Annotated in this window: 16 protein-coding genes and 1 tRNA gene; 12 read left to right on the top strand and 5 right to left on the bottom strand. The window is 66.9% G+C overall.

The window, feature by feature from the left end; all coding sequences use genetic code 11:
- The first annotated feature begins 127 nt into the window (after positions 1-127).
- The 8 genes from mads2 (at position 128) to CP978_RS27625 (ending at position 18,608) form a co-directional block, all read left to right on the top strand.
- Positions 128-2,263 (top strand): methylation-associated defense system DNA methyltransferase MAD2, encoded by a 2,136-nt coding sequence (mads2, locus tag CP978_RS27660; RefSeq protein WP_227745476.1) that lies wholly within the window; start codon positions 128-130, stop codon positions 2,261-2,263.
- Positions 2,260-3,543 carry a methylation-associated defense system AAA family ATPase MAD3 gene (gene mads3, locus CP978_RS27655; protein WP_043445240.1) on the top strand — a complete coding sequence of 428 codons (1,284 nt, stop codon included), beginning with the start codon at positions 2,260-2,262 and terminating at the stop codon, positions 3,541-3,543. Before mads2 ends, mads3 begins: the two co-directional genes overlap by 4 nt.
- On the top strand, positions 3,540-4,184 hold the full coding sequence (gene mads4 / locus CP978_RS27650; RefSeq protein WP_043445238.1) for a methylation-associated defense system protein MAD4: 645 nt from the start codon (positions 3,540-3,542) through the stop codon (positions 4,182-4,184). The genes mads3 and mads4 overlap by 4 nt, the downstream gene beginning before the upstream one ends.
- A complete protein-coding gene (gene mads5 / locus CP978_RS27645) occupies positions 4,181-5,596 on the top strand; it encodes a methylation-associated defense system restriction endonuclease subunit S MAD5 (RefSeq protein ID WP_043445236.1) in 1,416 nt (471 codons plus the stop codon). Before mads4 ends, mads5 begins: the two co-directional genes overlap by 4 nt.
- Entirely contained in the window at positions 5,596-9,879 is a 4,284-nt protein-coding gene (gene mads6 / locus CP978_RS27640) for a methylation-associated defense system protein kinase MAD6 (RefSeq protein WP_063839087.1), read from the top strand. The genes mads5 and mads6 overlap by 1 nt, the downstream gene beginning before the upstream one ends.
- Positions 9,870-11,513 carry a methylation-associated defense system protein MAD7 gene (mads7, locus tag CP978_RS27635; RefSeq protein WP_043445234.1) on the top strand — a complete coding sequence of 548 codons (1,644 nt, stop codon included), beginning with the start codon at positions 9,870-9,872 and terminating at the stop codon, positions 11,511-11,513. Before mads6 ends, mads7 begins: the two co-directional genes overlap by 10 nt.
- Positions 11,510-17,056 carry a methylation-associated defense system ATP-binding protein MAD8 gene (gene mads8, locus CP978_RS35840; protein WP_052454314.1) on the top strand — a complete coding sequence of 1,849 codons (5,547 nt, stop codon included), beginning with the start codon at positions 11,510-11,512 and terminating at the stop codon, positions 17,054-17,056. Before mads7 ends, mads8 begins: the two co-directional genes overlap by 4 nt.
- 70 nt (positions 17,057-17,126) lie before the next feature.
- On the top strand, positions 17,127-18,608 hold the full coding sequence (locus tag CP978_RS27625) for a hypothetical protein (RefSeq protein ID WP_043445233.1): 1,482 nt from the start codon (positions 17,127-17,129) through the stop codon (positions 18,606-18,608).
- A 168-nt stretch (positions 18,609-18,776) separates the two neighbouring features.
- Here the strand turns inward: CP978_RS27625 and CP978_RS27620 are convergent, their stop codons facing one another.
- Positions 18,777-19,001 carry a hypothetical protein gene (locus CP978_RS27620; protein ID WP_144401496.1) on the bottom strand — a complete coding sequence of 75 codons (225 nt, stop codon included), beginning with the start codon at positions 18,999-19,001 and terminating at the stop codon, positions 18,777-18,779.
- Positions 19,002-19,099: 98 nt separating this feature from the next.
- Between CP978_RS27620 and CP978_RS36445 the strand changes: the two genes are divergently transcribed.
- Positions 19,100-19,513: an NUDIX domain-containing protein gene (locus CP978_RS36445; RefSeq protein WP_227745657.1), complete on the top strand. Its 414-nt coding sequence runs from the start codon at positions 19,100-19,102 to the stop codon at positions 19,511-19,513.
- Between the two features lie 57 nt (positions 19,514-19,570).
- On the opposite strand, the gene CP978_RS27615 is transcribed toward CP978_RS36445, so the two are convergent.
- A complete protein-coding gene (locus tag CP978_RS27615) occupies positions 19,571-20,338 on the bottom strand; it encodes an IclR family transcriptional regulator (RefSeq protein ID WP_043445232.1) in 768 nt (255 codons plus the stop codon).
- A gap of 278 nt (positions 20,339-20,616) precedes the next feature.
- Between CP978_RS27615 and CP978_RS27610 the strand changes: the two genes are divergently transcribed.
- Complete coding sequence (locus CP978_RS27610; protein ID WP_043445231.1) at positions 20,617-21,138, top strand: hypothetical protein; 522 nt, start codon at positions 20,617-20,619, stop codon at positions 21,136-21,138.
- Positions 21,139-21,348: 210 nt separating this feature from the next.
- Here CP978_RS27610 and CP978_RS27605 read toward each other — a convergent pair whose 3' ends face one another.
- Entirely contained in the window at positions 21,349-21,669 is a 321-nt protein-coding gene (locus CP978_RS27605) for a helix-turn-helix domain-containing protein (protein ID WP_043445230.1), read from the bottom strand.
- 21 nt (positions 21,670-21,690) lie between these two features.
- Between CP978_RS27605 and CP978_RS27600 the strand changes: the two genes are divergently transcribed.
- Both CP978_RS27600 and CP978_RS27595 read left to right on the top strand, forming a co-directional pair.
- Positions 21,691-22,695: a site-specific integrase gene (locus tag CP978_RS27600; RefSeq protein WP_144401495.1), complete on the top strand. Its 1,005-nt coding sequence runs from the start codon at positions 21,691-21,693 to the stop codon at positions 22,693-22,695.
- Positions 22,692-24,587 carry a hypothetical protein gene (locus CP978_RS27595; RefSeq protein ID WP_043445227.1) on the top strand — a complete coding sequence of 632 codons (1,896 nt, stop codon included), beginning with the start codon at positions 22,692-22,694 and terminating at the stop codon, positions 24,585-24,587. The genes CP978_RS27600 and CP978_RS27595 overlap by 4 nt, the downstream gene beginning before the upstream one ends.
- Before the next feature lie 247 nt (positions 24,588-24,834).
- Here the strand turns inward: CP978_RS27595 and CP978_RS27590 are convergent.
- Positions 24,835-24,919 (bottom strand) — tRNA-Leu (locus CP978_RS27590).
- A gap of 207 nt (positions 24,920-25,126) precedes the next feature.
- Complete coding sequence (locus tag CP978_RS27585; RefSeq protein WP_043445225.1) at positions 25,127-26,671, bottom strand: aldehyde dehydrogenase family protein; 1,545 nt, start codon at positions 26,669-26,671, stop codon at positions 25,127-25,129.
- Positions 26,672-26,829: the final 158 nt, after the last annotated feature.

Here is a 26,829-nt window from a genome sequence, read left to right as displayed (position 1 = left end):
GAAGAGCGGGGAGTGTCCGCTTCCGCGGCCGTAAAATCGCTGGTGGAGCGGGATCGGTCACTGGCCCATCTGCGCCGCATGAGCCCGGATACACAGAGATGAGTGGACCTTGATGGAGGAGTTGACCTTGGACCTGGAAATTCCGCGTCCTACGGAACCGGAAGTGTCCCCGGAGGCGGTGCCCCAGCCCCAGGTCACGACGCTCGGCGAGGGCCAGATCGTCGACTACATCACCAACACTCCGGTCAAGGACACCCCGAAGGAGAGGGTCCGCCAGCGCATCGCCCGTGCCCTGTTCCACGAGCACGGCATCTCACCGGGCGACATGGCGGCGGACTTTCCCATTACGGTCAGTACAGACGGTGCCCGTGCCCGGAAGAAGAAGGCCGACATCGCGATCTTCGTGCACGGCACAAAGCCGTCCGAGCGCTCCGAGGAGAACCTCCGGCGGGTCGTCGTCTGCAAGCCGGAGCCCAAGCGCGGCAAGAATGTGGTGAAGCTCCGTGAGCCTGCTCAGGCGCAGAAGGATCTTCAGGAGCTTAAGGATCTGCTCGGCGCTGAGGATCGCCCGCAGTGTACCGACGGCATGTGGACCGATGGGGTCGACTTCTTCTTCCTCAAGAAGATCGTCAACAAGTTCGGCGCAACGTATGAGGACCGCAGCGACTGGGACGTCGCGCCCGAGAGCGTCGGCAGCCGTACGGTCGTCTCCCATCAGCGGCTACGCCGAGCCGAGCCGGAGATGCTCAAGACGACCTTCCGCCGCTGCCACAACTACATTCACGGCAATGAAGGCATGCCGAAGGACGCCGCGTTCTGGCAGTTCCTCTACCTCCTCTTCGCCAAGATGTACGACGAGCGCAAGAGCCGCGGAACGGGCCGCGCCCGATTCCGGACGGACATGACTGAGCCGTTCTCCGACGAGGGCCGGGCCGCCATCCGGAAACGGATCGAGAGTCTCTTCGAGGAGGTCAAAGCCGAGTACGCGCCGCTGAACGTCTTCAAGCAGACGGACGAGATCACACTCTCCGACCGGGCCCTGGCGTTCATCGTGAGCGAGCTTGCCCCCTACGACCTCGGCGGCACCGACGTCGATGCCAAGGGCATCGCCTACCAGGAGCTGGTTGGCACCAACCTGCGCGGGGACCGGGGCCAGTACTTCACTCCCCGTGGCGCTGTTCGGCTGATGGTGGAGATTCTCAACCCGCAGGAGGACGAGACCGTCCTAGACCCGACCTGCGGCACCGGCGGCTTCCTTCAGGCCACGCTCAACCACCTGCACCACACCTGGCAGAAGGAAGACGGGACGTACGGCTTCCCGGACAGCCCCGAGCAGACGGAGCGCTACCGGGACAAGCTCCGTGCCTACGCCGACAAGCACCTGTTCGGTTCGGACTTCGACCCGTTCCTGGTGCGCGCCACCACCATGAACATCATGACCCTGGCGGACACCACGGGGAACGTCTTCCACATGGATTCCCTCGCCTTCCCGCGGGGGCATCTGTCGGGTGTGGAGCCCGCAAAGGCGAAGATCCCGCTCGGCGAGACCGTGGATGTGCTGCTCACCAACCCTCCCTTCGGCGCGGACATCCCGATCAGCGACGAATCGGTGCTGGGGTCGTTCCGCGACGGCGTCGCCAAGTCCTGGGGGCGAGACAAGGACACCGGCGAGCTCGTCGAGAGCATCAGCAAGCCGACGAGCATGGCTCCCGAAGAGCTGTTCATCCAGCGGGCCATTGAATGGGTCAAACCCGGAGGCCGTATCGGCATCGTCCTGCCCAACGGTGTTCTGTCCAACCCCGGCCCCACTGCCGAAGCGATCCGCCGCTACATCCTGGAGCAGTGCTGGGTCCTTGCCAGCGTCGAGCTGCCGGTGGAGACCTTCATCGTCGACGCCAACGTCAACATCCTGACTACGCTGCTCTTCCTGAAGAAGAAGACCGCCCAAGAGGTGCGCAACCACCGAATCGGCACCGAGAAGCCCTACCCGGTGTTCATGGCCGTCGCCGAAAAGGTGGGCTTCGACCGGCGCGGCAATGAGCTGTACAAGCGCCACCCGAATGGTGACGTGGTAATGGAGGCGACGGTTGAGCGTGAGCGGATCCGGATCAACGGAAAAGACGAGGTCCGCGAGCTGAAGCGGAGCCGGCCGGTCGTCGACAACGACCTGCCGGTCATCGCTGAGAAGTACCGGGAGTTCCGCGCGAAGTACCCCATGCCAGGGGCCGATCCCCGTGCCGCATCCGCTGGCAGCCCGGCATGATCACCAGAATCGAGGCGTACCAGTACCGCTGCTTCCGTGCGCTAGCTGTGGACCTCGGCCAGTTTCAAGTGCTCGCCGGACCCAACGGCGCCGGCAAGACGACGCTGCTGGACATCCCGGGGCTGCTGGGTGATCTGCTACGACCGCGGCAGACCGTAGCCGACGCGTTCCTCGTGCCGCAGGACAACGCGGCCGTCCCCCGCACACACACGCTCCGGGAGCTGGTGCACTGCAACCGTGGCAATACCTTCACGCTCACGGTGGAAGCACAGCTGCCCGACGAGCTCGCCCGGGAGTTCGCGGCGGAAACGGCCGGGCCGCACCCCCCAACCCACCTGCGGTACGAGGTGAGCCTGGAAATCTTCAACGACACGCTCCAGGTCGCCGAAGAGTATCTGTTGCTGTTCAACGAACATCGCAACCGGCCGCTGCTCGGCAGCACCCTGCAGGGACGGCCTACCGGCGCGAACCGGATGCCGGCGCACCGCGAATGGCGTTACGTCGTCCGTCGCGAGCGCGGCGACGACCCGTACTTCCGCCCGGAGCTGCCACGCAAGGCACCCGGTGCCACCAGGCGCGTCCCTGCGGACCAGCTCGCACTGGCGACGCTCCCGCAGGACCGCGACCAGTACCCCGCGGCCCTCTGGTTCATCGAGCTGGTCCAGCAGAACGCCGTCTCGTATGCCCCCGACTGGGGGATACTACGCAAGGCATCCCCTCCCGGCGACCGCCTGTTGCCGCTGCGTGGTGACGGCCGCAACGTCCCATGGTTGGCGCTCGGCCTGCGGGAACAGGATCCGGACAGCTACCAGGCGTGGGTGGAGCACATCCAGACCGCGCTGCCCCAGATCGACACGGTGGATGTGCGCGTACGGGACGAGGACCGTTACGCCTACTTCGACGTCCAGTACCAGGGGGGCCACCGCGTTACTAGCAGCGGCCTGTCCGATGGCACCCTACGGGTGCTGGCGCTGACCCTTTTGCCCTATCTTCCGGAACCTCCACGGATACTCGTCACCGAAGAACCTGAGAACGGCATCCATCCACGGGCGATCGAGACCGTCGTCCAGTCGCTGGCATCGATGTACGACACCCAGGTGTGGGTATCCACCCATTCGCCGCTGGTTCTGGCTCACGTAGAGCTGAGTGACGTGCTGGCCGCCCGCCTCAACGGTGACGGACAGGTCACCGTTGTCCCGGGCGACCAGCATCCGCGGCTCAAGGACTGGCAAGGGGCACTCGACATCGGCACGCTGTTCGCGGCGGGGGTACTGAGTTGACGACGGAACGACGGGTCATCTTCCTGCTGGCCGACGGGGCGATGGAACAGATGCTGCTCGGCTTCTTCGGCCGGGACCAATTCCACAAGCGGCTCGGTTGTGCCTCGTTCACGTACGAGACGGTCGTGGCCCCCACTAAGGATCCGGGCGTCTACAACACAGCACGTGAACTGCTCCGACCGTACGAGCGCGACGAGTCCTACGCCGTCGTACTCGTCGACGCCCAGTGGGAGGGCAGCCCCGGCGCAGCCGCGATCCGAGCGCGGGTCGAAGAACAGCTCGACGGGGTATGGAAGAGCTCCGCCGTGATCGTTCTTGACCCCGAGCTAGAGGTGTGGTTCTGGCGCGATCACCCCGAGCTCGGAACGGTACTGAATCTCCCCCGGCAGCACCGCGGCACGCCGGTCCGGGAGCTGTTGCCCGCCATGGGGCCCGCTTCCTGGCCACCTGGTAAGGCAAAACCGACCGACCCCAAAGAAGCGTTGCAATTCCTGCGGAAGAGCAAGCAGTATCGCGCGGACAAGTCCAACGCCGTCTTCAAGCGGGTTGCCGCGCTGTCCACCAACGGCTGCACCGATCCCGCGTTCCAGCGCCTACAGTCCATCCTCCGCACCTGGTTCCCCCCGGAGTACGCCTCGTGAAGCTTGTCAGCCTGTCCCACCCGGTCACGTCGGATTGGCTCGCCGACCAGGGGTTCCGGCTGGATCCTTCGCCCTATTTGTCGGGGGCGTTGGAGGCTCGGAAGCTGTTGGAGCGGTTGCCGAATACCGTGCGTCTGAACAACATGACCGCGGGACACAATGGGGGAATTTTCAACGGACCGAAGTTCAGCAGGGTTTACCTGGATGACCTGAACCACACCGTGCCCTTCTTGGGTAGCACCGACATGATGGAGGCAGACTTCAGCTTTCTGCCCCAGCTGAGCACGAAGGTCGCGGACAAGTTTCCGTACCTCGAAGTCGAGCCGGGCATGACGCTCATCTCGTGCTCAGGAACGGTTGGGCGGATGGCCTACGTACGCCCAGACATGGCTGGCATCTGGTCTTCCCAGCACGTCATGAAGGTGGCAGCGAACACAGAACGGATCCCGTCCGGCTACCTGTACACCTTCCTGCGCAGCAAGTTCGGCGTCCCGATGATCGCGAGTTCGGCGTACGGCGCGATCATCCAGCACATCGAGCCGCACCACATCGCCGACCTGCCCGTACCTCGGTTCGAAGAGAACTTGGAAGAGCGGATCCACCGCATGGTGGAGCTCAGCGCCCGCCTGCGCGCACGCTTCCAGACCGGGCTGGTGACCGCGACGGAGGACTTCTTCAGGAGCGTCGACCTGCCTGAGTTGATCGACATTTGCTGGCACCAGCAGGAGCGGGACCTCGGATTCGAGGTGGGGGAAGTCGGACCGACCACCTTGCGTGCGCTCAACTTCGCCCCAAGGGCCCGGCGTCTCATCGAAAAGCTCGACACAGCGCCCAACAAAACACTGGGCGAGATCTGCTCGGGTGGCCAACTGAGCCGTGGAGTTCGCTTCAAGCGCATCGACAGCGATCCTGAGCACGGTGTGCAACTTGTCGGTCAACGGCAGGCATTCTGGCTCCGGCCGGAAGGTCGGTGGATCAGTACAGCAGCGACCCCAGAGGAAGTGTTCGCGGAGGACGAGACGATCCTCGTCGCCGCTCGCGGCACGCTGGGCGAGAACGAAGTCTACTGCCGCCCGATCCTGGCGGCAGGTTCCTGGACCCAGTACGCCTTTTCGGAGGACTTCCTCCGCATCCTCAGCGGCGACCCAGATATCCCCGGCGCCTATCTCTTCGCCTTCTTCCGCTCCGAGGCCGCCTTTCGTCTCCTTCGCTCCATGAGCACCGGAGGCAAGCAGCAGGACATCCACGAAGCTCTGCGAGCCGAGATTCCCATCCCCATCGCCGCCCCCGAAGACCGCCACCGCATCGCCGAAACAGTCCGCCGCGCCTACCGCAACCGCGACCGCGCCGATGTCCTCGAAGACCAGGCGCTCGCCCTGCTGACCGAAGCCATCGAGGAGGCCGCTGCCTGATGGGAGCCAGGATCGTTGCTGTTGGGGAGGCCGTCAACGATGCCGAGCGGCGGGTGATCGCGCATCTGCGCGATCAGGGCCCGGACGACTGGACGGTCCTGCACTCTGTCGAAATACCGCAGCGAGACGAGCTGTTTGAGGTCGACCTCGTTGTGGTCACCGGGCATGCCGTGTACGTCATCGACGTCAAGGGCACCCGGGGCCGCATCGAGGTCGAGGGAAGCCGGTGGCATCCGGCGAGGCGCGCGCCGTTCAGGAGCCCGTTGCCAAAGCTGCGCGGCCACGCCAAGAAGCTGAAGAGCATCCTGGAAAACGCGCACCCGCAACTGGCCCGTGTCTACACGGATGCGCTCGTCGTGCTGCCGGCCCCTGACGCAGTACTGGTCGATCACACGCCGGACCAACGGGACCTCAAGGCGACCGTGACGCTGCCCGAGCTGATCGGTCGTCTCGCCGACGCCGGCCGCGTTCCTGTAGCGACCCGTCCTGTGGATGCCGACATCTCGGCGCACCACGCGACTATCGTCGGCACTGTCCAGGGCAGCTCCCGTGCCCCGTCCGGCCCGCTCCGCTTCGGGAGCTGGGAGGTGATCGAGCGGCTCAGCGAGTCCCAGCGCGCTCCCGGCATCGACGTACTGGACGAGTACCGGGCGAAGAACGCCCTCGCTGTGCAGGGTTCGGGCACGGTACGGCTCTCGGTACGCGCCGCCGACCCGTACGCTCCCGCCGCGGACCGGTTGATGCGGCAGAAGCAGATCGGGATCGCGTACGAGGCACTCGGCAAGCTGCCTCCCCACCCGCATATCGTCGGGGTGCGGGACTTCTTCGCGCTGGATGACGAGAGCGCGTACGTCACCGTCTACGACGACGTTCCGGGCCATGCCCTGCGGCTTCATCTGGGTGAGGGCGCCGACGATCCTCTCACGGCGGACGCGAAGTTGCGGACCATCCGTCACATCCTGCTCGGCCTGGCCCACGCGCACAGCCGCCGCATCGCGCACCGCGAGCTCAGCCCGTCCACCGTCCTGATCACGCAGGACGGCCGGGCCGTGCTCACGGGCTTCGACTACGCGAAGACGGCGCAGCAGCGCGGCCACACCGTGATGCACCAGGCCCGTGCCGCGGCCGAGACGGCATACCTGGCGCCTGAGTGCCATGCCGATCCGAGACGGATGCTCGAACCCGCGGACATCTACGCCGTAGGCGTCATCGGCTTCGAGTTGCTCACCGGGCATGTGCCGTTCTCCTCCGCCACGAAGCAGGCCAGTGCAGACGGCCGGCTGCCCGCCAGTGAGCTCGAAGCCGCCGGTGTTCGCACCGAGCTGGCGCACTGGCTGCAGACGTTGTGCGCCACGGATCCGAACGAGCGCCCGACAGCTGTCGAAGCTCTGCGCAGACTGAATCTCGCGGTGGGCGCGCAGCGTGCCCCGCGGAAACGTCTGAGTTCCGCGGCTCCCCCCACGCCGCCCGGCACTCCGCCACCGGCACCTGCGGCAGCTGCCGACGGGCCCCGCGACCCCTCGTTCTTCAAGAACCTGGCCGCCGACTTCCAGCTCGGCACGAAGTACATCGTGCGCAACCGGCTGGGCCGCCCCGGTTCCTTCGGTGTCGCCTACCGGGTGTACGACACGATAAGGAACGTCGACCGGGCAGTGAAGCTCGTCCTGCACGACCGCGACTCGCCGCTGGAGCGGCTGCGCCGCGAGGCGAGCGTTCTGGAGCGTCTGACCAGCGCTCCGCACCCCAATGTGGTGGCGATGGTGGACGCTGACCGGTTGCTGCCTCCGGACAACTATCCCTATCTCGTGTTCGCGTTCGTCGAGGGCAGGGACGTCAGCGAGGTGATCCGCGACGGTCGGCTCGGCCCGGCCGATGTACTGCGCCTCGGAACCGACACGGCCCGGGGGCTCGCGCATATCCACCGGCTCGGTGTGTGGCACTGCGACATCAAGCCCAGCAACCTGCTGTGGACCGACGACGGCGTCAAGCTCATCGACTTCGGAATCGCCAAGACCGCGGACTCCTCCGAGGGGCACACCCACACCAGTCCCCGCTATACCCCGCCCGATCTGGATGAGGTGCCTGCCGACGGCAGCGGTTTCGCCGACCGTGATCTGTTCGCCCTGGGCGTCACGATGTACGAGGCTCTCACGGGCGGACAGTACCCGTGGGGAGACGCCGGTCAGCCGCCGCCCGGCATGCAGGCCCTTGATCCGCGCACCATCTTCAGCGGCTTCGGCGATCTCTCGCCTGGGCTGGTGGAAATCCTGCTGAGGGCCGCCTCGCCGTACCGTGCGGAGCGCTTCAGCTCGGCCGAGGAACTACTCTCCGCGCTGGAGACTCTGGGAGCCGCCCGTGTGCCTGTGCCTCGGTCCGCCCAGCCAGAGGATGCCGACCCTGCCAGTGTGTCCCCGGCCGCCCCGGCTGCCGAACCGGCGCCCAACACCAACCCGTACGTAGCCCACTTGCAGACGCTCTACAGCCAGAGCCACCGCAGCAACCGCGGCACCCGCGGTCTCGACCCTCAGGGCATGCAGGTGTACGTCGAGACGGCCCTGGACCGCGCGTTGGTCCCTGCTCTGCGCGCGGGAAAGCACGCGCTGGTCATCGTCACCGGTAACGCGGGTGATGGGAAAACCGCGTTCCTGGAGAGCTTCGAGGCCCAGGCGCGCAAACTCGATGCCCAGTTCGGACCCGATCGCCTCAACGGCAGTGATTTCACGCTCGACGGACATCGCTTCCGAACCAACCACGACGGCAGCCAGGACGAGGCCGACGCCGCCAGCGACCACGTACTGGAGGACTTCTTCGCACCGTACGCCGGCGAAGACGCCACCGGCTGGGCGGGGCAAAGGGAAACTCGCCTGATCGCGGTGAACGAGGGACGCCTGGTGGACTTTCTCAGCCACCACCACGAGCGCTTCCCGCTCCTGTCCAAGCTGGTCAACATCGGCCTGGCGGGCGGGGAAACCGGTGACGCGGTCGCCGTGGTCAACCTCAACACACGTGATGTGACCGCCCGCCCGGCCGACGAGGAAGGCAACCCTGTCGACGACGAGTCGATTCTGGAGCGGATGCTGGACCGCATGACGCATGAGCGCTTCTGGGAGGTGTGCGCGTCCTGCGACATCGCCGACACCTGCTACGCGCGGCACAACGCCCAGACGTTCCGCCACCCCGACGCGGGTCCACAGGTCAAGCGTCGGCTGCGCAGGGTCTACGAGCTCACCCAACTGCGCGGCCGGCTCCACATCACCCTGCGCGATCTGCGTTCCGCTCTCGCCTACACGCTCACCTCGGGACGAGACTGCGCGGAGATTCACGCAGTGCACGCGGCAGACGAGGCGCAACCCCTGCTCGACAGCTACTACTTCTCCGCCTACCTGGGCACCCCACCGGCTCCGAACGGACTGCCCAGAGAGCGGGACCGACTACTGAGGCTGCTTCGGGAGACGGACGTTGCCGCTTCGCCCCAGCCGCAGCTGGACCGGCGGCTCGACTACACCGGGCTCATCGACGACCGCGCCTTGGTCGCCATCGACGGACGCTCCGATCGGGACAGGCAGCTGATCGCGGCGCAGTTCGCCATGCTGGCGCGGTCCACCTCCGCGCTGTCGGAGGACATCCTCGCGCACCGCCGCCATCTGGGCGCGGCGCGGCGGCTGCTCTACTTCGAGCTCCGGGACGACGCGCGTGCCGAGCGCATGCTGCCCTACCCGTCCGCGCTGCGATTTCTTTCTCTGCTCGCCTCACCGACGGCTGCTGCGGCGGCCCGGGACGAGCTGCTGTACGCGCTCAACCGGGGAGAGGGGCTGGCAGCGCCGGACCGGATCGGTGAGGCCATGGCGTTGAAGCTGCGTACCGTGCCGCACGGCACGGTACGCAGCTTCCGGCTGTTCCCTGCGGCTGGCTTCACGCTGGAGCCCGGGGACGCCCCGGCCTCGATATACGTCGAAGGCAGCCGGACGGCACTGCGACTGCGCTTCCAGGATCCTGACGGACGTCAGGGAGCGGAGGCTGAACTGGCCATCGGGCTCGACCTGTTCGAACTGCTGCAGCGCTTCGCCCAGGGGTACCGGCCGGGCGTCGCCGACGTGCAGGGGCAGCAGCTCGCCCTCTCCGTGTTCAAGAATCGGCTCGCCTCGGTGCCGTACCAGGAAGTGTTGCTCACCGCCCACGGACACGATCTGCGCCGGGTCCACCGCACACCGGATCATGCGCTGCACATGGAGGACCTGTCCGCCGTGTCCGGTGACGGGGATGAGGAGGAGACATGGCGCTGACCAGTGTGCACAGCAAGTTCCACCATCCCGGGGTGAGCCGTGTCGACTACAAGACGCTCCACATGGACCGGGTTCTGACCGCTTTCCTGGCTCGCTTGTGGCATCGCGGTCTGCCGAGCAAGCTCAGTCGCGCCGGAGATCTCACCGTCGACGACTTCGTGGACCTCTTCCTGGCCAACCCTGATGTCTTCGAGGGCTTCGACCGGGACACGACGACCCGCTGGGTGAACACACACCTGATGGATCTGGTCAACCGGGGCCGGGTGAACGAGGCCGTGGCGGGCCCCCGCCCTCTTCACGGCTTCACCTACCGCTTCCGCAACAGTCGCAAGTCCCGTCCGTACGGGGCCGATGAGCAGCTCTACGAGATGCTCGCCGAGACGCCCAGTGCGCTGCAGGAGCTGCGGTCGTTCTTCTTCTCTGACGTGGACCGGACCACCGGTGCGATCAAACCGGGTCCTGACACCGACGTGGAGACGCAGGCGCTGCTGCACCTGGTGAGCAAGGCGTACGGCAAGGTCGAGGACCGGCCGGACACGAGCAAGCCCCGCAGGCCCTATCCGCTGCTGTGCCGGGAGCCCGCGCGGCTGCTCGCGGAGGACGTCATGCGGCTGCTCTACCACCAGGAGCACATGCCGCGCACGGTCCTTGTAGAGTACTTGAAGATCCTCTTCGCCTTCCATCTGGCGCTTTACCACTTGCGGATGATCAAACTGCTGCCCAGAGCGGTGGCCGCCGGCGCCGTGGACACCTCGTGTGCGAGTGGGCACAAGGGAGCGGATGCGGCCCATCAATGCCCCTACCGCGTCCACCTCTTCGTGGACGTCGAGGGTGTCCCCGGCACCTCGGCTGCCCTTCTCGCAGAGCACAGCGCCAGCGTGTGGTATGGCCGCATCCAGCGGTTCGTCAAAGCCACGTTCGAGGTGAAGAAGCTGGACGAGTTCGCCGAGCACCTGATGACCAAGCGTCGCAAGCTCACCGCTCCCCAGGACCGTCCCTACTTCTCGGCCGCCGAAGTCCTGACCTTGCTCGGCAAGGGGTACAAGAGTGAGCGGGACAACTTCTTCGACCAGCGCGTGAACGGGGTGCTGGACGACGAGACCGACCCGCCCTCCGAGGTACGGCAGATCGCGGACCTGGGCCTGAGCCCGTTCGACGAATACATCGAGATGCTGCTGCACTACAAGGGCCGATACCACCGCGGATACATCGTCGACTGCCTGGACTCCCTGCTACTGAAGAACCGGCCCGGCGCATTGCTGGCCCAGCCGCGTGGCACCCGGGGGGAGCGCCGCTTCGTCCTCGACGCACGGCTGCTGGAGATTCTGCTGCAGATTTCGCTGCTGCGCCCTGGGCCTGACGGGAATCTGTCGACCTCACCCATGCGTATCGACGAGTTCCTCGCCGTGCTGCGCGAGCGCTACGGCCTGTACGTCGACCAGCTGCCCGACTCGGACGGCTTCACGGGCGCCGACCTCGACGACCAGTCCGCGCTGCGAGCGAACTCCACCGCTTTCACCCATCGCCTCCGCGAGATCGGCTACTACCAGGACATGTCGGACGCCTATCTGACGCAGACCATCACTCCTCGCTACTCCATGGGTACGACGCTCGGCGCGGAGGTGGTCCGGTGAGCACTGTGGGCCTGACCGAGCCGAGCACCGCAGATCTGCGCGATGCGCTGGAGGGCGTGCTGGTACCCCGGCTCACGTCTCTGCTCGCCTCGCGCGACGCGGGCCACTGCATGCGGGTGACCGAAGTGGACGCCGCCCTCGCGGCGCGTCTGGTGCGCAGGCTCAGGAGCGCCAACGGCTCGGGGGCCGAGGTGTGTCTGCTGGGGCCTGCACGGGACACCGAGGAAGGCAGCGAGCTGCGGGATGTCACAGTGACCAGCACCAAGCTGGTCGAGTTGCGCAACCGCACGGAGCAGCCTCAGCCGGACGGCGCTGCCGGACCCCTGCTCGTCTTCGTGCCGCCGGGGCTCAGGGCCAGCGCAGAGGACTCTTTCGGTGTCGCGACCTTCGAGGAGATCTCTCTCGGAGACAGCTACGACCTCCTCGCCGCCCAGCTGCTGGACGAGGTGCCGGCCACGCTGCGACCAAGTGTGGAGGAGCTGCTCGCGCTCCTGGGCGAGGTCCCCGACCAGCGCGCGAGTGCACGGGCCCGTGCCGCGTACCTGCTCGCTCTCAAGGCCAACGGCTACGGAGAACAGGCCGCCGGGGCCGCGGTCTTCCATTTCGGCCTGGTTCCGGACTTCGAGCTGTTTGCCCAACCGAGCGAGGTGCGGGAGCGAGCCGACCGTAATCGCGACCTCGTCGACAAGCTGACCGAGTCCGCCCGCTCGGAGCGACAGCGGGTGCTGGAACTCGGGCTCACTGACTCGGAATTCGCCGGCCGCCTTGCCGGATTCGTGGCCCGCTGCGGGCTGGAGGACCGCGTCGCGTGGACGCGGCGTATCGTCGTCGACCGGGAGAACTGGGCGCTTTCTTTCGGGAACTGGCGCCTCGACGACCGCCAGCGTGCCTCGATCTCCATCGAGGTGCAGGAACTCGGACTGCCCCGCGCGGGTGACGTGCCCGACGATCTGGCCGCGTACCCCGCGTTGTCCGCCATAGCTGGCCAGCCCTATCTGCTGGCCGGTCCGAAGGGCGTCAGCGAGCTCCTCGCCCACTTCACGGTCGACCCCCTCCCTCGCAAGGTGGAGGGGCTCGCCCGATTCCGTGTGGAGATCGCGTCGGAGAAGTCCGGGCCGATCGGCCGCAGCACCTCAGTGAAGAAGGCTGCCAAGGCCGAACACAAAGCGAAGCTGCCCAAACTCACGAAGATCGACTGGGACGAAGGATGGCACTACCTCACCGTCACACCGCTCGACGACCAGGAGCAGCCTCTCGATGTCGAGTCGGCCGGCGACGGTCTGCCAGGGGGGCAGAGCGAGCGGTTCTACGTCGTGCCCGATGCGGAGACGGAGGAGCCACCAGAGCGCAGTGCGGGCCGGTACGAGGGTGTCGTACAGGCCCTGCGCGACCTTCAGTTCCAGGCGCTAGCGAACAGTGACGACCCGGCACGTGTCGCGCTCGGCGAAGTCCGGTGGAAGGCAGGCACCGCCCGCGCCCAGCAACGGACGCTGAGCGCCCGGGTCAGCGCCGCCGGGACGGTGGACATCCGCCTCTCCCCCACCCTCACTGTGCTTCAGCAGCGCATCCTCGCAGCGGCAGACCGGCCGGGGCTGTGGCAGCTCAGCCTGGGACCGGGGAGTGCCGGAGACCCTGTGCTCGATGCCGATGACGGGTTGGTGGCCTCGCTGACCGGTCGGACGGCCGAAGCCTTCGACGCTTTCCTCGCGGCGAGGCGGGATTATTTCTCCGCACTCCGCGGCGCCGGCGACGCGGCAGAAGAAGAGAGTCTCCTGGTCACCGAGGCCGTCGACTTCTCGGCGGTGCGCATAGAGCTCGCCGCGTACGCGCAGGCGTACACCGAGCTCATCGCGGCGCAGCTGCACCACCTGGAGCGGGCCGGGGACACGGAGCGGGCGTCAGTTCTCGTCCGTCTCGCCCAGATCCTGCAGTTCGACTGCGTGGCCGCGACGCTCACCGATGGGCTTGGACAACGCCACCACGTCCTGCTCGTGGCTCCTACGCACCCGCTACGCGCCCTGTGGCTGGCAACCTGGTCGGCCCTGGGCGCCGACTGGATCACGCGGCTGACGGGCGCCGACCGGCGCCAGGTCGTCGCCGCTCGCGGCTCGCTGATGGACGAGCTGTCCTCGCTGGGGTTTCCCTTCGCGGTGCCGCGGCGGGACGGACGCCTCCTGGTGGCTGCGGAGAACCTCACTCCGTACTGGGGGGCCTATCTGCCCAGTGAGGTGGAAGACCCGCGCGGGCTGCTCGGCCAACTGGCCTCAGTACTGCGACTGCCGACTGCTACATCCGGTACCGGTGCCGGGTCCACCGGTCTGTCGGGCACGCATCTCGCAGACCGCGTGGAGCGCTATGTGCGCCTGCATCCGTATGTCCACACCCTCGTGATGAACGTCGTGAACGCGGGGCGCGGTGAGCTGCTTGCCGACATGCTGCTGGAGCTCCAACGGCGGGAGGTGACGCGGTCTCTGCGCTTCGACCTGCGTCTGTGTGTTGGCGATCCGGAGGCGCCGGAGGCGGGAGAGGCGCTCGCTGAGCTGCTGCGCGCGGAGGCCCAGGTCTCAGCCGCCGAGGCGGAGGCGTTCCTCAACCCTTCGGGGGGCGCGTTCCAGGCGAAGCTGGCCTTCTCCGTCCGGTCGGTGGACGAGTTCACTGCCAACCCTGGCGAATTCGACGCGCACCTCACCGTTCTCATCGACGCCTTCGGCGGGGAACAACTCGGCTCAACCCAGCACGAGGACATCGCGCACGCGCCGGTCCACGGACTAGTGCAGGCGATGGCATCGCGGTACGTAGAGAACGAACAGCAGGTCGCGTGGCGCAAGTTCCCCCGGCACGGCGAAGCACCGGTTCTGGACGATGCCGAGGACCTCACCACGCTTCTTGGCCACCTCCCCGCGCTCATGGCCTCGGCCGCCGCGAGTGTCGCCACCGCAGGCCGCGCACTGCGGCACGTCCCCTGCACCGTGCTCGCCCTGGAAACCGCGGACCGCGCTCTGCTGTACCAGGCCCATCAAGTCAGCGACTGGGTCGTCACCATCGACCGGACCTTGGGGCTGGAGTACTTCGACCACTCCGGCGATGACGGACGCCCCGAGTACGTCATCGACTACGTGCCGCAGGCAGGCGGAACTCTGGGCCACCAGATCATGGTCAGCTCCAAGTCCGTGGACGAACTGCGCGCCCTGCTCGGTCCGGTCGCCGCAGACCACGACCTGAATGTCGACCAGCGGCACCTTCACACATTCTTCGATCAGTTGCGGCTGCTGTCGGGGAACCTGGCCTTCAAGCTGGCGTCCGCCGCTCCCACCCAGCGCACGGAAGTCCTCGGCCTCTCGCTCGCCCGGCTCTACCTCGACTACCAGGGGGTCCTCACCAACCAGATCATCGTCCCATTGGACGCACATCCAGAGCTGTATCGCGAAGCACGCCGCCAGGTGCGAGAACTGGGGGACTCCCTCTCCTTCCACCGCAGCGATCTGGCCCTGTTCCACCTCGACGACCGGCGCAGGACGATCACCTGCCGCCTGGTCGAGGTCAAGTGCTACACAGCCTTGAACAACATCGGCGCCTACCAGCAGCTCAAGGCGAAGGTCGCCGAGCAGCTCGAGCGCAGCCAGGATGTTCTCGCGACCGCCTTCGACCCTCATCGCAGCACTCCGGACCGTGTCGACCGCGGTGTGAAGAACCTCGCGCTCAGCTCCTTGCTCCGCTTCTACCTGACACGTGCCTTCCGCCACGGCACGATGGGCAAGGCCCCGTACGAAGCAGCACACCGCCTTCTGGACCGCCTCGACGACGGCTATACGCTGCAGTTCACCCGCAGTGGACTGGTCTTCGACCTCGCCCGATCGGGCACCGACCGGGAACTCGACCACGCCATAGAGTTCCACCGCATCGGCCGCGATCTGATCAAGGAACTGATCGACGCGATCCCGACTGTCCAGAACAAGGTCCAGCCGCAGCCTCAGGACCTCGAACCGTCTGATGACGTTCCCGATGGCAGCGGCGGTGATCCAGCTGCCACCCTGTCTCGGCTCGATCTGACGGTGCCCCGGATTGCCGACGCCGCGTTCCGCGCGCCAGAGGTCGAAGTCGTACCAGCCCCGCCGGCAGCGGACCGAGAGACCCCTGCCTCCCCAGAAGCTGTGGAGGCGACATCAGGAGCGGCCCTCACGAACACCGCTCCTGGCCCTCAGCAGCCGTCCCTGTCGACCACGCTGAGTGAGTCGCCACAGACACAGGCAAGGCCGGAGCCTGCGCCATCGCGGCCAGCCGTCAGTTCTACGGCGTCCAATGACGCACCGGCTACCGACGTGCCCCGCGTAGTTCCCTCACTCGTTCCGGACGCGTTCCTCGGCGTCATGCGCCCGTCCCCTCAGTACGGCGTACTCGGTGACATCGCCGGCCGCACCATCGCCCTCGACCTCTATGAGACGCACACCATCAGCCTGTTCGGCGTCCAGGGCGGCGGCAAAAGCTACACCCTGGGCAGCATCATGGAAATGGCCTCCCTCCCGGCACCCCCCGTGAACGAGCTACCGCATCCGCTGGCGACAGTGGTCTTCCACTACAGCCAGACGCAGGATTACGCGCCCGAGTTCACGTCCATGGCGCATCCGAACGACGACGAGACGCAGCTCCGAACGCTCAAGGAGCGCTACGGAGCACAGCCCAAAGCCCTCCAGGACGTCCTGCTCCTCGTGCCGGCGGCCCAGCTCGCAGAGCGGCGCTCCGAGTACCCAGGTATCGAGGTGCAGCCCCTCACCTTCGCGTCGAACGAACTGCAGGCCGCGCACTGGCGCTTCCTTATGGGCGCGGTCGGCAACCAGTCCGTCTACATCCGCCAGCTCACTCGCATCATGCGAGCCCACCGGGACAACCTGAACCTGGCGGCCATCCGCCAGGGCGTGGAGGAGTCCGAACTACCCGATCACCTGAAGCGGCTGGCGCAGGAACGGCTCAACCTCGCCGCCGAGTACATCGACGACACAACACGCCTGACCAGCCTGGTCCGGCCAGGTCGGCTGATCATCGTCGACCTGCGCGACGAGTTCATCGAGAAGGACGAAGCACTCGGCCTGTTCGTCGTCCTGATGCAGCTGTTCGCGGAAGCCCGCGACGGCGACGAGCACTTCAACAAGCTCGTGGTGTTCGACGAGGCTCACAAGTACATCGACAGCCCGGACCTGGTGTCAGGGCTGGTTGAGACCGTCCGAGAGATGCGCCACAAGGGCATGAGCATCCTGGTCGCCAGCCAGGACCCACCCTCGGTCCCGATCTCCCTGATCGAACTCTCCGACCATGTCATCCTGCACAAGTTCACCTCCCCCGCGTGGCTCAAGCACCTGCAGAAGGCCAACGCCGCACTCTCCACACTCAGTTCCGACCAGATGTCGCGACTGCAGCCTGGCGAGGCATACGTGTGGGCGAGCAAGGCCACGGACCCGGCGTTCACTCACGGGGCCGTACGCATCCGATGCCGCCCGCGCGTGACCAAGCACGGTGGGGCCACCAAGACGGCTGGCGGAGGACAGTAGGCCGGGCCTCGGTCATGGGCATTTAGCCGAAGCACCGCATTTCAGCAGCCGCATCCAACAGGGGAGAAGCATGTCGCGCAGCACGTCCGGAGAGCTCACGGCGCAGCGGGAAGAGTGGTTCCGTGAGATCCAAGAGGGGCTGCTGTGGCACGTGAGGGATGTCCCGGCCCTGGGCATGGACCGCCTGCGCGACGACCTCGGCGAGCCCAGGCTCATCGGCTCCATGCTGGTCGCGCGGGTCGCCGTCCAGCTCGCCCAGGGCCAAAGCACATCGAACATCCGTGGAATGCTCGCCGCCAGCCCGCTATTCGCGGCGCCCGGCCCTGATACCGAAGAACTCACCAAACTCATCGGCAAGATCCAGTTCGGGTTCGAGCACGACGGACTGGCCAACACCGTTGTGGTACTCGACGGTCTGGGCCTGCTCCCCTGGAGTCCGGAGAGCACCTACATGCTGCTAATCGAATACTGGGCTGCCCAGCGGGGCCGTACTGTGCCTCGTTCGCGTGTGGAACGGGAGCTGAGCGAACTGTGGGACACAGCGGACTCACGTGTCCTCGCGGCACACTCCTCGCTGCCCGCTTTCCCGCTGGAGGGGTACCCCGACCTGTGGGAGAGGCTGAAGGCCGAGCCGGATTTCCGGGTCGGCAATGCCGGAGCTATGACGCTGACCCAGCGTGGTGGCGGCGACCAGGCCTGGGAGCGCTGGATGTCCACCCGCCCCTGGAGCACTCTCAAGGCCCGCCACTTGGTGAGCCTTGGCGGCGATCTCGTACGCTGCCAAGCCGCGCAGCGCGCTCTGGGCCGTCTCCTCGATCAGGCTCCGTCGGACGATGAGTTCCGCGGGGTTCTCGTGCGGGCTGCGGAGATCATCCAGGAGCAGCTTGAACGCATCGCGCTGGCCGTGGAGGGCATGAGCGCCATCGAGTACGAGCTGCTGCGTGAGCGCAGCAAGGATGAGCACTTCCAGGACGGCTGCCTCGCCACGTTCCAGAAGCATCTGCTGGAGCGGTACCAGATCTTCTCCCCCTTCCTTGAGCACGAAACGACACACGGCACATGGGGCCCACTTCCCTGGTGGTCGATCGCCCTTCACGGCGAACGCGAACGGCAGGCGGCGGAGGGGCTGCTTGTGCGCGGCGGCATGCAGCTGAGCGTCAACGCCAAGACCCACGATGCTGACGAGCTCATCATCACCTGCCAGGAGCCGGGACTCGGGCCGTCGGGGCTCTCCGCCCGCCTCCGCTTCGACCTCCGCGACGCCGTGCACGCCTGCGAGCTGCTACTTCTTGCCCGCCGACAGTCCGTGGCGGTGGACTTCGTCACAGAGCACATCGACGAGTGGGATGATCGCGAAGTGAACCTCGTCGGCACTCTGGATATCGCAATAGGCGGCGACATCGGTGCGACGCTCGCTGGCATCGCGACGCGTGCCCTGCGCCGACTCATGCCAGGTGCGTCAGGACCAGCCCTTTACCACGACGCGGTCCCGGCGCCTGAGCGACTCCTGAAGTCGTCACGGCTCCCCGAGATCTGCCGCCACCCGAGGTAGAGGCAGACCCGCTGCGAGCCGCTGACGCATGGGCTGCTGAGCGCCGTGCCCCTCTAGTGCACAGCCGGCCAGAAGGGCTACCTCCTCTTCGACAAGAAGAACATCATCACGGAGAAGTTCAACGGTGGCGCGCTGGAGGTCTGCGTGGCCATGACGTCGTCGTTCGGTTCAGGCACGAATGTGCGGCGGACAGCAAACCCAGCGACTGGAGAAGAATTTGGAGGACACCGCAGTGAAGCTGCGCTCGGTGATCAGCGACGTCACCGCAGTGGCCGACTGCACAATTCTCAGGCAGCGGTCACTGCGGGGTCCGTGCGGCTTGTGGGCTGCCCGGGCGCGGATCACATTCACCGCATTAAGCTCAGAAATGAAACTCGCGTCGATCCAGGACACGAGTGGCCGGTTAAGCGGCCACATGTCAGGATCGGACCGTGCCTGTTTTCCTGGACGCTGCCGAGAGTTCGGGCCGCCCTGCCGTGCCGCCTCCCAGGATGCGGCGGGTGGTGTTCGTCGCGTTGCTGAGCTCGGACGGGCGGCTTGCCCTGGTGACAGACGACCTGCCTGGAGCTGGTCCCCGGTGGGTACTCCCTTCAGGATCCGCCCGAGCCGCAGAACCCTACCGTGAAGCGGCAGTGCGCGTTCTCCGCGAAGCGGTCGGCGCGATGCCGGTGCGCGGGGGCACTGTTGAAGGATGCCGCTGGGCTCAGGTGCCTGTGCCCGTAGGCCGGAGCCGTCGAGAGGCGCACGTGTTCATCTTTCGTCTCCCTGAAGCTGGCGATCCGCCGGAGCCTCTGTCCTGGAGGGGAGCGACACGCTGGGCGGGGCCTGAGCAGTGGCAGGAGTTGTGCACACGGTGTGATCTGCCAGATGTAGATGTGCTGTTGACGGGATACCTGGAGGGGTAGATCCCGGACGGGCGGATCACATTGGGGCCTTGAGCCCCGGTACCTCGGCGCCCGCTGTCACTCTGCCCTGGCGATCGTGGTGGCGGTCTCCTGCAAGGCCGTGGCAATCGCTGGCATGTCCCGTTCACGCAGACGTACGGCGGGTGCGTACACGGAGATCGCGGCGAGCGGTTCCCCGATGCGGTTGCGGATGGCCACGCCTACGCCGTGCAGGTCGTGTGCACTTTCCTCGAGGTCTGCCGCCCATCCTCGGGCTCTAACTTCCTCCAACTCCACCTCAAGCAGTGGCCACTCAGTGATGCTTCCTGCCGCTGTGGCAGGGAGCGCGGCCGGGAGTGTCGTGCGTACATCTGCCGGGTCGCGCAGTGCGAGCAAAGCCTTGCCCGCCGCTGTGACGTGGGCGGGGAGCTCCTGTCCGAGCGGAACGCTGACGCGCAGGACATGCCGGCACTCGACTCCGTCGAGTAGTCGGACGACGGCCGCATCCAGGGAGTACAGGCACACCGTCTCCTGCAGCTTCTCGGAGAGCTCCTCCAGGGGTCTGCGCGCCTGTCGTCGGACGTCCAGCTGGGCGATCGCGGTCAGTCCCATGCGTACGAGCTGCGGACCCGCCGAGTATCCGTGCTGGCCAGGATCGTGACGCAGGAAACCCGTGCGCTGCAGGGTGACCAGGATGCGGTGTGCGGTGGAACGTGAGATACCGAGCTCCCGGGCGGTTTCGGTAACACCGATTTCCCCCCGGTCATACGCCAGGACTAGAACATCCAGGGCCTTCGTCACCGACGCCAAGGCCTCTGTCGCCGACAGATGCTTGCCATCCACCATGAAGGAACCGTAACGCTCAAACGTTCCCGGAGACCGGGAGCTTCGACAGAATCCACACGTCAGAATTCTGTGGTGGCACGTCTCACAGTTCCGGAGCGGCATCGCACGAACCCGGCGAGCCAACTCTGCGCCAAGACAGGTCGAGTCCTGCGATAACCCCGACCGGACTTGCCGTGCTTGAGCGCATTGCTGACCGTTTGATAGCGCCTAACAGGAACTGCGTGCGTGCCACAGTGTGCCGTCCCTACACTGGCAGCGGCCTTCCTTAGGAGTTCGCTATGGCGGGATACCGGACCAGCGCACCTGCGTCAGACAAGGGTGTCTACATCGGCCAGGCCCGGCATGCCGTGAAGGAGCTGATCACTTCACTGCGCGGCGAGTTGGCGACATTGGAAGCTGTGTACGCGATGATGTGCCAGGGCGTCGAATCCACCGATGTCCGCGAAGAGCCTCCGGACACTGGCGAGGACGCGGAAATCGCCCAGCCTTCCCGGGAGGGTCCGTCTGAAGTTTCTGTCGCCGACGAGGATCTTTCGTCCGAAGATGCGCGCCCGGGCATTGGCACTCGGACCCTAGGGCCACCGCGTAACGGAAGCATGCGCGATGCGATCCTCACACTCCTGTGCGCCGCTCAAGAGGCAATGTCCATCACCGATATCGCGGCGGCGGTGCGCCCGGGAGCGGACGCGACGGTCCGCTCATCCGTAGGAAAAACCCTCAACCGCATGAAGCAACTTGGCGAGGTGGAAAACGTAGCACCGGGAATGTTCCGGGCCGTGCTGTCATCCCGGGCCGCTTGATCCACCCGAGAACGACCCTAACCCAACAAGCAGGCCTCCCTCGATTAGCGGTCGAGGGAGGCCGCCAAACACGCGAACGGACGCTTCTCCTAGCAGGGTTCCGGTCCGTCGCGCACGTTCACTCTAGCGCCCCCACGGGTGGCGCTATAGGGCGTCTGCGCCATTCCGTACCTGAGCGTGCACGACTGACCTCAAAGAGGCAATTGGGGATCAGTCATGAGCACATTGGGTCGTATTCGATCCGGGCCAGAGCGCCAAGCCCAGGGCACGCTCCAGTCGGCAGACCGTCAGTACATCCGGCCAGGTGGCGCCCGCCAGCAGATCCCCGATGGTCTGTCTGCCGACGTTGCTCTGGGCGGCCAGGGCACGCAGCGAGAGCTCCGGCCTCTCACGCAGGGCGGCGGCGAGGCGGCGGGCAATCGTCTGGACCACCGCCGCGGCGGGCTCCCCGGCGATCCGGGCATCCGGCCACTCCTCCGGATCGACGGCGTAGCTCCATGGCGGCGCCGTGCGCGCTCGGCCTCCGGTCATAAAGATGCGTTCCTTCAGATCGTGATCGACACTGACACGAGTGGCCGGTTAACCGGCCACCTGTCATGGGCCTTGCGCCTGGAGGTCGCTGTGTCGAATCGCCTGCTGGCCTACGCACCGAAGGCGGAGACGGTGCCTCCCGCCCAGTGGCGCCGCATCGCTCCGGTCGTCCGTTCGCTGGGATTCATGGCCGTCGCAGCGGGACCCTACGGACCAGACGTGGTCATGACACCGCTCGCACGGCTGGTCGCCTGGGTCGAGGCCCAGGGCCTCCCGCTCGAACCCTCGGTGATCCTTGACCAGAGCACCGTCGAACGGTTCATCCTCGTCGGCTGCCGCGACATGGCCGCCAACAGCCGCCGAACCTGCAGCAGCCAGCTGCGCCGGGCTTCCGAAGCGCTCTTGTTGGACCAGCTCGGACAGCATCCGCCGATCCGGCTGAAGGCCACCGCCGCCCCAGTGGCCCCCTACCCGCCGGCGGAAATCGCCTACTGGCTGATCTGGGCGCAGAGCCTGCCCACCCCCGCCCAGCGGCGCAACGCCTGTCTTCTGTTCTGTCTCGGTGTTGGTTGCGGGCTCGCCGTTGAGGATCTTGTGTACGTTCGGGGGCGGGACATCCTGGCGGGCCCCACCGGCCGGGCACTGGTGAAGGTGCACGGGCGCCGTCCGCGCACTGTCGTATGCCGGTACGCCTACGAGGAACTGCTGCTGGCGGAAGCCGCCCACATCCCGGCAGACGCGTACGCCTTCCGGCCGGACTGGCAGGACCGCACCAGCAAGCACATCGCATCGGACTGGCTGGCCAGGTACCCGCGGATCATCGGCCGTTGTGACGGTGCAGTGCTGCAGCCCCAGCGGCTGCGCACGACCTGGCTCGTCGATCTGCTGAATGCAGGTATTCCGCTGAAGGTGATCCTCAAAGCGTCGGGGCTCGGGACCCTGCACAGCCTCTCGCGCTACCTCGTCTTCCTCCACGACGTGCCCGAAGCGGAGGCATCCGATCTGTTGCGGGGGGCGGCGGCATGAGCAGGAAGAACCCGGAGGACAAACCCTGCCGGCGTACCGGCCTCGCCTTACGCCCTGCACCGCAGGCCCCCGGCCGTACCCTCAGCGACCGCGTCGTGAGGCAGGTCTTCGACCTCGTGCGCCACAGCGGAGCACTGGAACGCCTTCCCTCCAACGAGCACCGGCCAGGCCCGAAGGGCTTGCCGTTCCGCACAGTGCTGATCGGCCTGATCCTGTCGCAGTACATGGGCAAGAGCGCGAACATCAACGACGCATGGGAGACGCTCTTCTTCGCCTTGTCTCCAGGGTCCAAAGCCCTCCTTGACGTCCCCGACGTCGACCTGCACATCCGCGAGGGCGCAACCCGAGAAGAAAACGACAGCGTCGCGCACCACCAATACGCCACGTCGAAGCGCGTCTACCGGTCCTGGGCCTCGATGACCCGGCGCCTCGACCCTGCACCGCACGACCGCCGCAAGAGGCTGTCGCTCAGCGAGGCCAAGAAGATCCGCCGGAAGTGGAATGCCCGCGACAACCAGGACACCGTGCGCAACCTGGAGGCCATCGCCCAGAATCTGATCCTCGCTCCGGTGATGGCTTCCTACCGGCGCGGCGACTTCGCTCAGTGGCCTGGCCACATCGCGGTCGACGACACTCCGGTTCCGGTCTGGGGCAAAGAGCCGGACTACCACCAGGACCGGGCCTCGCTCGAGATCACCGCCGGGATGTACGTGAAGGGAGGAACACAGAAGAAGTCGCCCAGCGGCAAAGCTGCGGCCTCCACAAACACTGGCACCCGGCGCGGCACGGCAAACAAGCCAGCAACTCGCAAGACCAAGTCGGCACGGGAGAAGAAGGCCAAGGCGCCGGAGAAGAGAGAGTTCCGCTACGCCATGATGGCCGCGTTCCCAGGCCATGGCCATGGCGACCTCGCCGGCGCCTACCCCGCGGTCTGCCTCGGCATGATCCTCCACACCCCGGGCACCGAACCCGGCCCGGCCGCCCTGCGCGCCATCCAGCCGGCCTTCGAACGAGGCCTGGTCAAAGACCTGTTCTGCGCCGACCGGGGCATCACCCAGGCCAAGCCTCACAACCTGCATCTGCAGCTGCTGAAACTCGGGCTCAACGCGGTGAAGCACTACAACGACGACAAGGTCGACCGGCAGGGAGAGTTCCGCGGCATGCAGCTGGTCGGCGGCGAGTTCTACTGCCCGCTGTTGCCCACCCCGCTCGTCACTGCGGGCGCCACATACATCAACAGCCGCACGGACGAGGACCGCGCCCACGCACTCAACCTGATCCAGTCCCGGAAGGACTACCAGACCAAGATCAAGGAATACGGGCCCGCAGGGGACCAGCGTCGACATTGCCCCGCCCTCGGGTCCCACGCCACGGTCACCTGCTACCGCCGGCCCCAGCCCCGCCCGTCCACCGTTGTCGACCTGGACGCCCCCACTGTCCGTACCCCGGCAGCCCTGCCCACCATCCCCAGGCCCAAGAGGGACACCCCTGTCTACCCAGACATCTGCAGAGGGAAGAGCATCACCGTCCCGGGCACCGTGTTGGCCAAGTGGCGGCAGAAATACCCCCTGTTCACCCCTCTGTGGCAGGAAGCCTGGTCCGGACTGCGCAGCCAGAACGAGGGCGGCAACGGCAACCTCAAGAAGTCCGCCCTCGACAGCATCGACAATCCCCAGCTCCGCCTGCCGCACGGACGCGTCGCGCAGACCCTGCTCAATGCCGTCATCATCTTCGTGGCGAACCTCAGGGCCATCCGACGGTTCCTCCGCGACCAGGGCATCCAGCCCCGCAAAGCCAGCACGCAGAGCGCCGCAACCCAAGCCGGTGAACCCTCCGACCCGCCCCCGGCGCCGCTTCCGACCGAGCAGGCCGAGCCTCCGCCACGCGAGTGACACACCCCCGCCGCGCTCCGCCCCCGGAAAACCCCACATGCCTGCGCCACGGCTACCAGCCGTCGCGCAGGCATGTCCTGTTTCCGCAGGTGAGAGGCGCAGTACCTGAACCGCCACCGCCTCACCCCCTCATCGAGCCGAGCACGAGGCTCAAGGCCCCAGAAACGACGAAATGCCGGTGAGTCACATGACTCGACCGGTAATTCGTGAACGCTTCGGGACGATCTCGTGAACGTCCCAGTGATTGTGTCCGAGGGGGGACTTGAACCCCCACGCCCGATAAAGGGCACTAGCACCTCAAGCTAGCGCGTCTGCCATTCCGCCACCCGGACCAGGTGTCTGTCGCCTTGCCGAGGGGCCTCCCCGTGGCGACAGGGACAACAATACCAAGGTTTCGCGGTGGCATTCACCCGCATATCCGGGGCCGGGACAGGCCGTGCAGCGACCTCACGGACAGTGGCATGGGCGCTACGGAGATGCGAGAAAGCTCAGGTCAGGTGGGGTGGGCGGGTGCCCTGAGCATCAGGGGCAGCGGGCCATCAGGGCATCAGCTGGTAGTCGGGGAAGTTGCCCGGGAGTCTCTCCCCCGCCGGACCCCGGGTCACCGCGTGTACCAGGAGTTCGCCGCCGACGAAGGCGCCGCGCCAGGAGGCGCCGAAGCCGCCGAAGAGTTCGTCGCGGTCGCCGCGTGAGCGTGGGGTGCCGTGGCCGATCTTGAAGGCGCGGATCTGGGGGGCCAGGCGGTCGTAGGTGGCCTGGTCGTCGGTGGAGAGGGTGGCGACCAGGGCGCCGTTGGAGGCGTTCATCGCCGCCAGCAGCTCGGCCTCCGTGTCGACCAGGACGATCGTGTCGACCGGGCCGAACGGCTCGGAGTGGTGGAGGGGGGAGGACGGGGGCGGGTTGAGGAGCGTGACCGGGTGGACGTACGCCGAGGTGTCCTGGCCCGGCAGGAAGCGGGCGTCGGCCGCGCTGCCGCGGTGCAGGGGGACGGCGCCGCGGTCGATGGCCTCGGCGATCTGGTCGGTGAGCTCCTTCGCCTTGGCCGCGTTGATCACCGGGCCGAAGTCCAGTTCCGGGTAGGGGTCGTCGCCGTGCTCCACCGCCAGGGGGTGGCCGACCCTGAGCGTGCGGACCGCCGGCAGATAGGCCGCCAGGAACGCGTCGAAGAGGGAGCGCTGTACGACGAAGCGGGGGTAGGCGGTGCAGCGCTGTTTGCCGTAGTCGAAGAGTTTCGGGATGACGGCGGTGAGTGACTCCCAGTCCGAGTGGTTCCAGATGCCCCAGGTGTTCAGGCCCTCCTGTTCCAGGATGTGCGGCTTGCCCAGGTCGGCGACGGCCGTGGCCACCGCGGCGCCGGTGTCGCGGCCGCCGACGAAGGAGACACAGCCGATCTCGGGCGCCCGCACCAGCTCCTCCGACAGCTCGCCCCCGCTGCCGCTGACCAGGGTGACGGGGATCCCCTCGCGCGCGGCGAGCGCGCAGGCCAGGGTGAGGCAGGCGACGCCGCCGTCGGTCGGGGTCTTGGCGATCACCGCGTTGCCCGCGAGGGCCTGGACCAGCATCGCGTGGACCAGGACGCTCATCGGGTAGTTCCAGCTCGCGATGTTGGAGACGGGGCCGTCCAGCGGGGGCCGATTGTCGAGCATTCGTTCGATTTCTTCGACGTACCAGCGTACGCCGTCGATGGCCCGGTCCACATCGGCCCGGGCGAGCTTCCAGGGCTTGCCGATCTCCCAGACCAGCAGAAGGGCGAGCAGCTCGCGGTGGTCGGTGAGCGCGTCCAGGGTCGCGGAGACCCGGGCCCGGCGTTCGGTCACGGGTACCTCGCGCCAGGCGCGGTGCTGGTCAAGGGCCGCGTGCACGGCGCGGCGGGCGGTGTCCGGGCCGAGGCGCGGCGGGCCCGCGACGGGGCGGCCGTCGACCGGGCTGGTGGCGGGCAGGGCCCGGCCGTCGAGCCGCCAGGAGGAACCCCAGAGGTTGAGGACACGGTCGTCCCGGAAGGCCTCGGGGGCGGCGGCGAGGCAGCGCTGCCAGGCGTCGGTCCACGCGGTACCGGATTTGAGGGTGAGGGTGGGTGGTGCCATCGGATTGCTCCGCTCTCGGCGCACAGTCGGAGGTGAGGGAATGAGGAAAGTGGCAGGTGGGAGATGGGTGGCGAAAGGTGGGCATGACGCCCATACCGCCCACCTCCCCTTCTACCCCCTTCCTGCAACTTCGCCCCTTCTTCCTCACATGCTCACTG

This window comes from Streptomyces nodosus, assembly GCF_008704995.1.
Classification (GTDB): Bacteria; Actinomycetota; Actinomycetes; order Streptomycetales; family Streptomycetaceae; genus Streptomyces; species Streptomyces nodosus.
The sequence above is the reverse complement of the archived record's forward strand: the minus strand, read 5'-3'. Positions and strand labels throughout refer to the sequence as shown.

What these genes read in the sequence shown, in the direction of transcription:
- mads6 (WP_063839087.1), top strand. Translation starts at nt 5,596, where the DNA reads ATGGGAGCCAGGATCGTTGCTGTTGGGGAGGCCGTCAACGATGCCGAG.
- CP978_RS36445 (WP_227745657.1), top strand. Translation starts at nt 19,100, where the DNA reads ATGCGGCGGGTGGTGTTCGTCGCGTTGCTGAGCTCGGACGGGCGGCTT.
- mads3 (WP_043445240.1), top strand. Translation starts at nt 2,260, where the DNA reads ATGATCACCAGAATCGAGGCGTACCAGTACCGCTGCTTCCGTGCGCTA.
- CP978_RS27615 (WP_043445232.1), bottom strand. Translation starts at nt 20,338, where the DNA reads ATGGTGGATGGCAAGCATCTGTCGGCGACAGAGGCCTTGGCGTCGGTG.
- mads7 (WP_043445234.1), top strand. Translation starts at nt 9,870, where the DNA reads ATGGCGCTGACCAGTGTGCACAGCAAGTTCCACCATCCCGGGGTGAGC.
- CP978_RS27585 (WP_043445225.1), bottom strand. Translation starts at nt 26,671, where the DNA reads ATGGCACCACCCACCCTCACCCTCAAATCCGGTACCGCGTGGACCGAC.
- CP978_RS27625 (WP_043445233.1), top strand. Translation starts at nt 17,127, where the DNA reads ATGTCGCGCAGCACGTCCGGAGAGCTCACGGCGCAGCGGGAAGAGTGG.
- CP978_RS27605 (WP_043445230.1), bottom strand. Translation starts at nt 21,669, where the DNA reads ATGACCGGAGGCCGAGCGCGCACGGCGCCGCCATGGAGCTACGCCGTC.
- CP978_RS27610 (WP_043445231.1), top strand. Translation starts at nt 20,617, where the DNA reads ATGGCGGGATACCGGACCAGCGCACCTGCGTCAGACAAGGGTGTCTAC.
- CP978_RS27595 (WP_043445227.1), top strand. Translation starts at nt 22,692, where the DNA reads ATGAGCAGGAAGAACCCGGAGGACAAACCCTGCCGGCGTACCGGCCTC.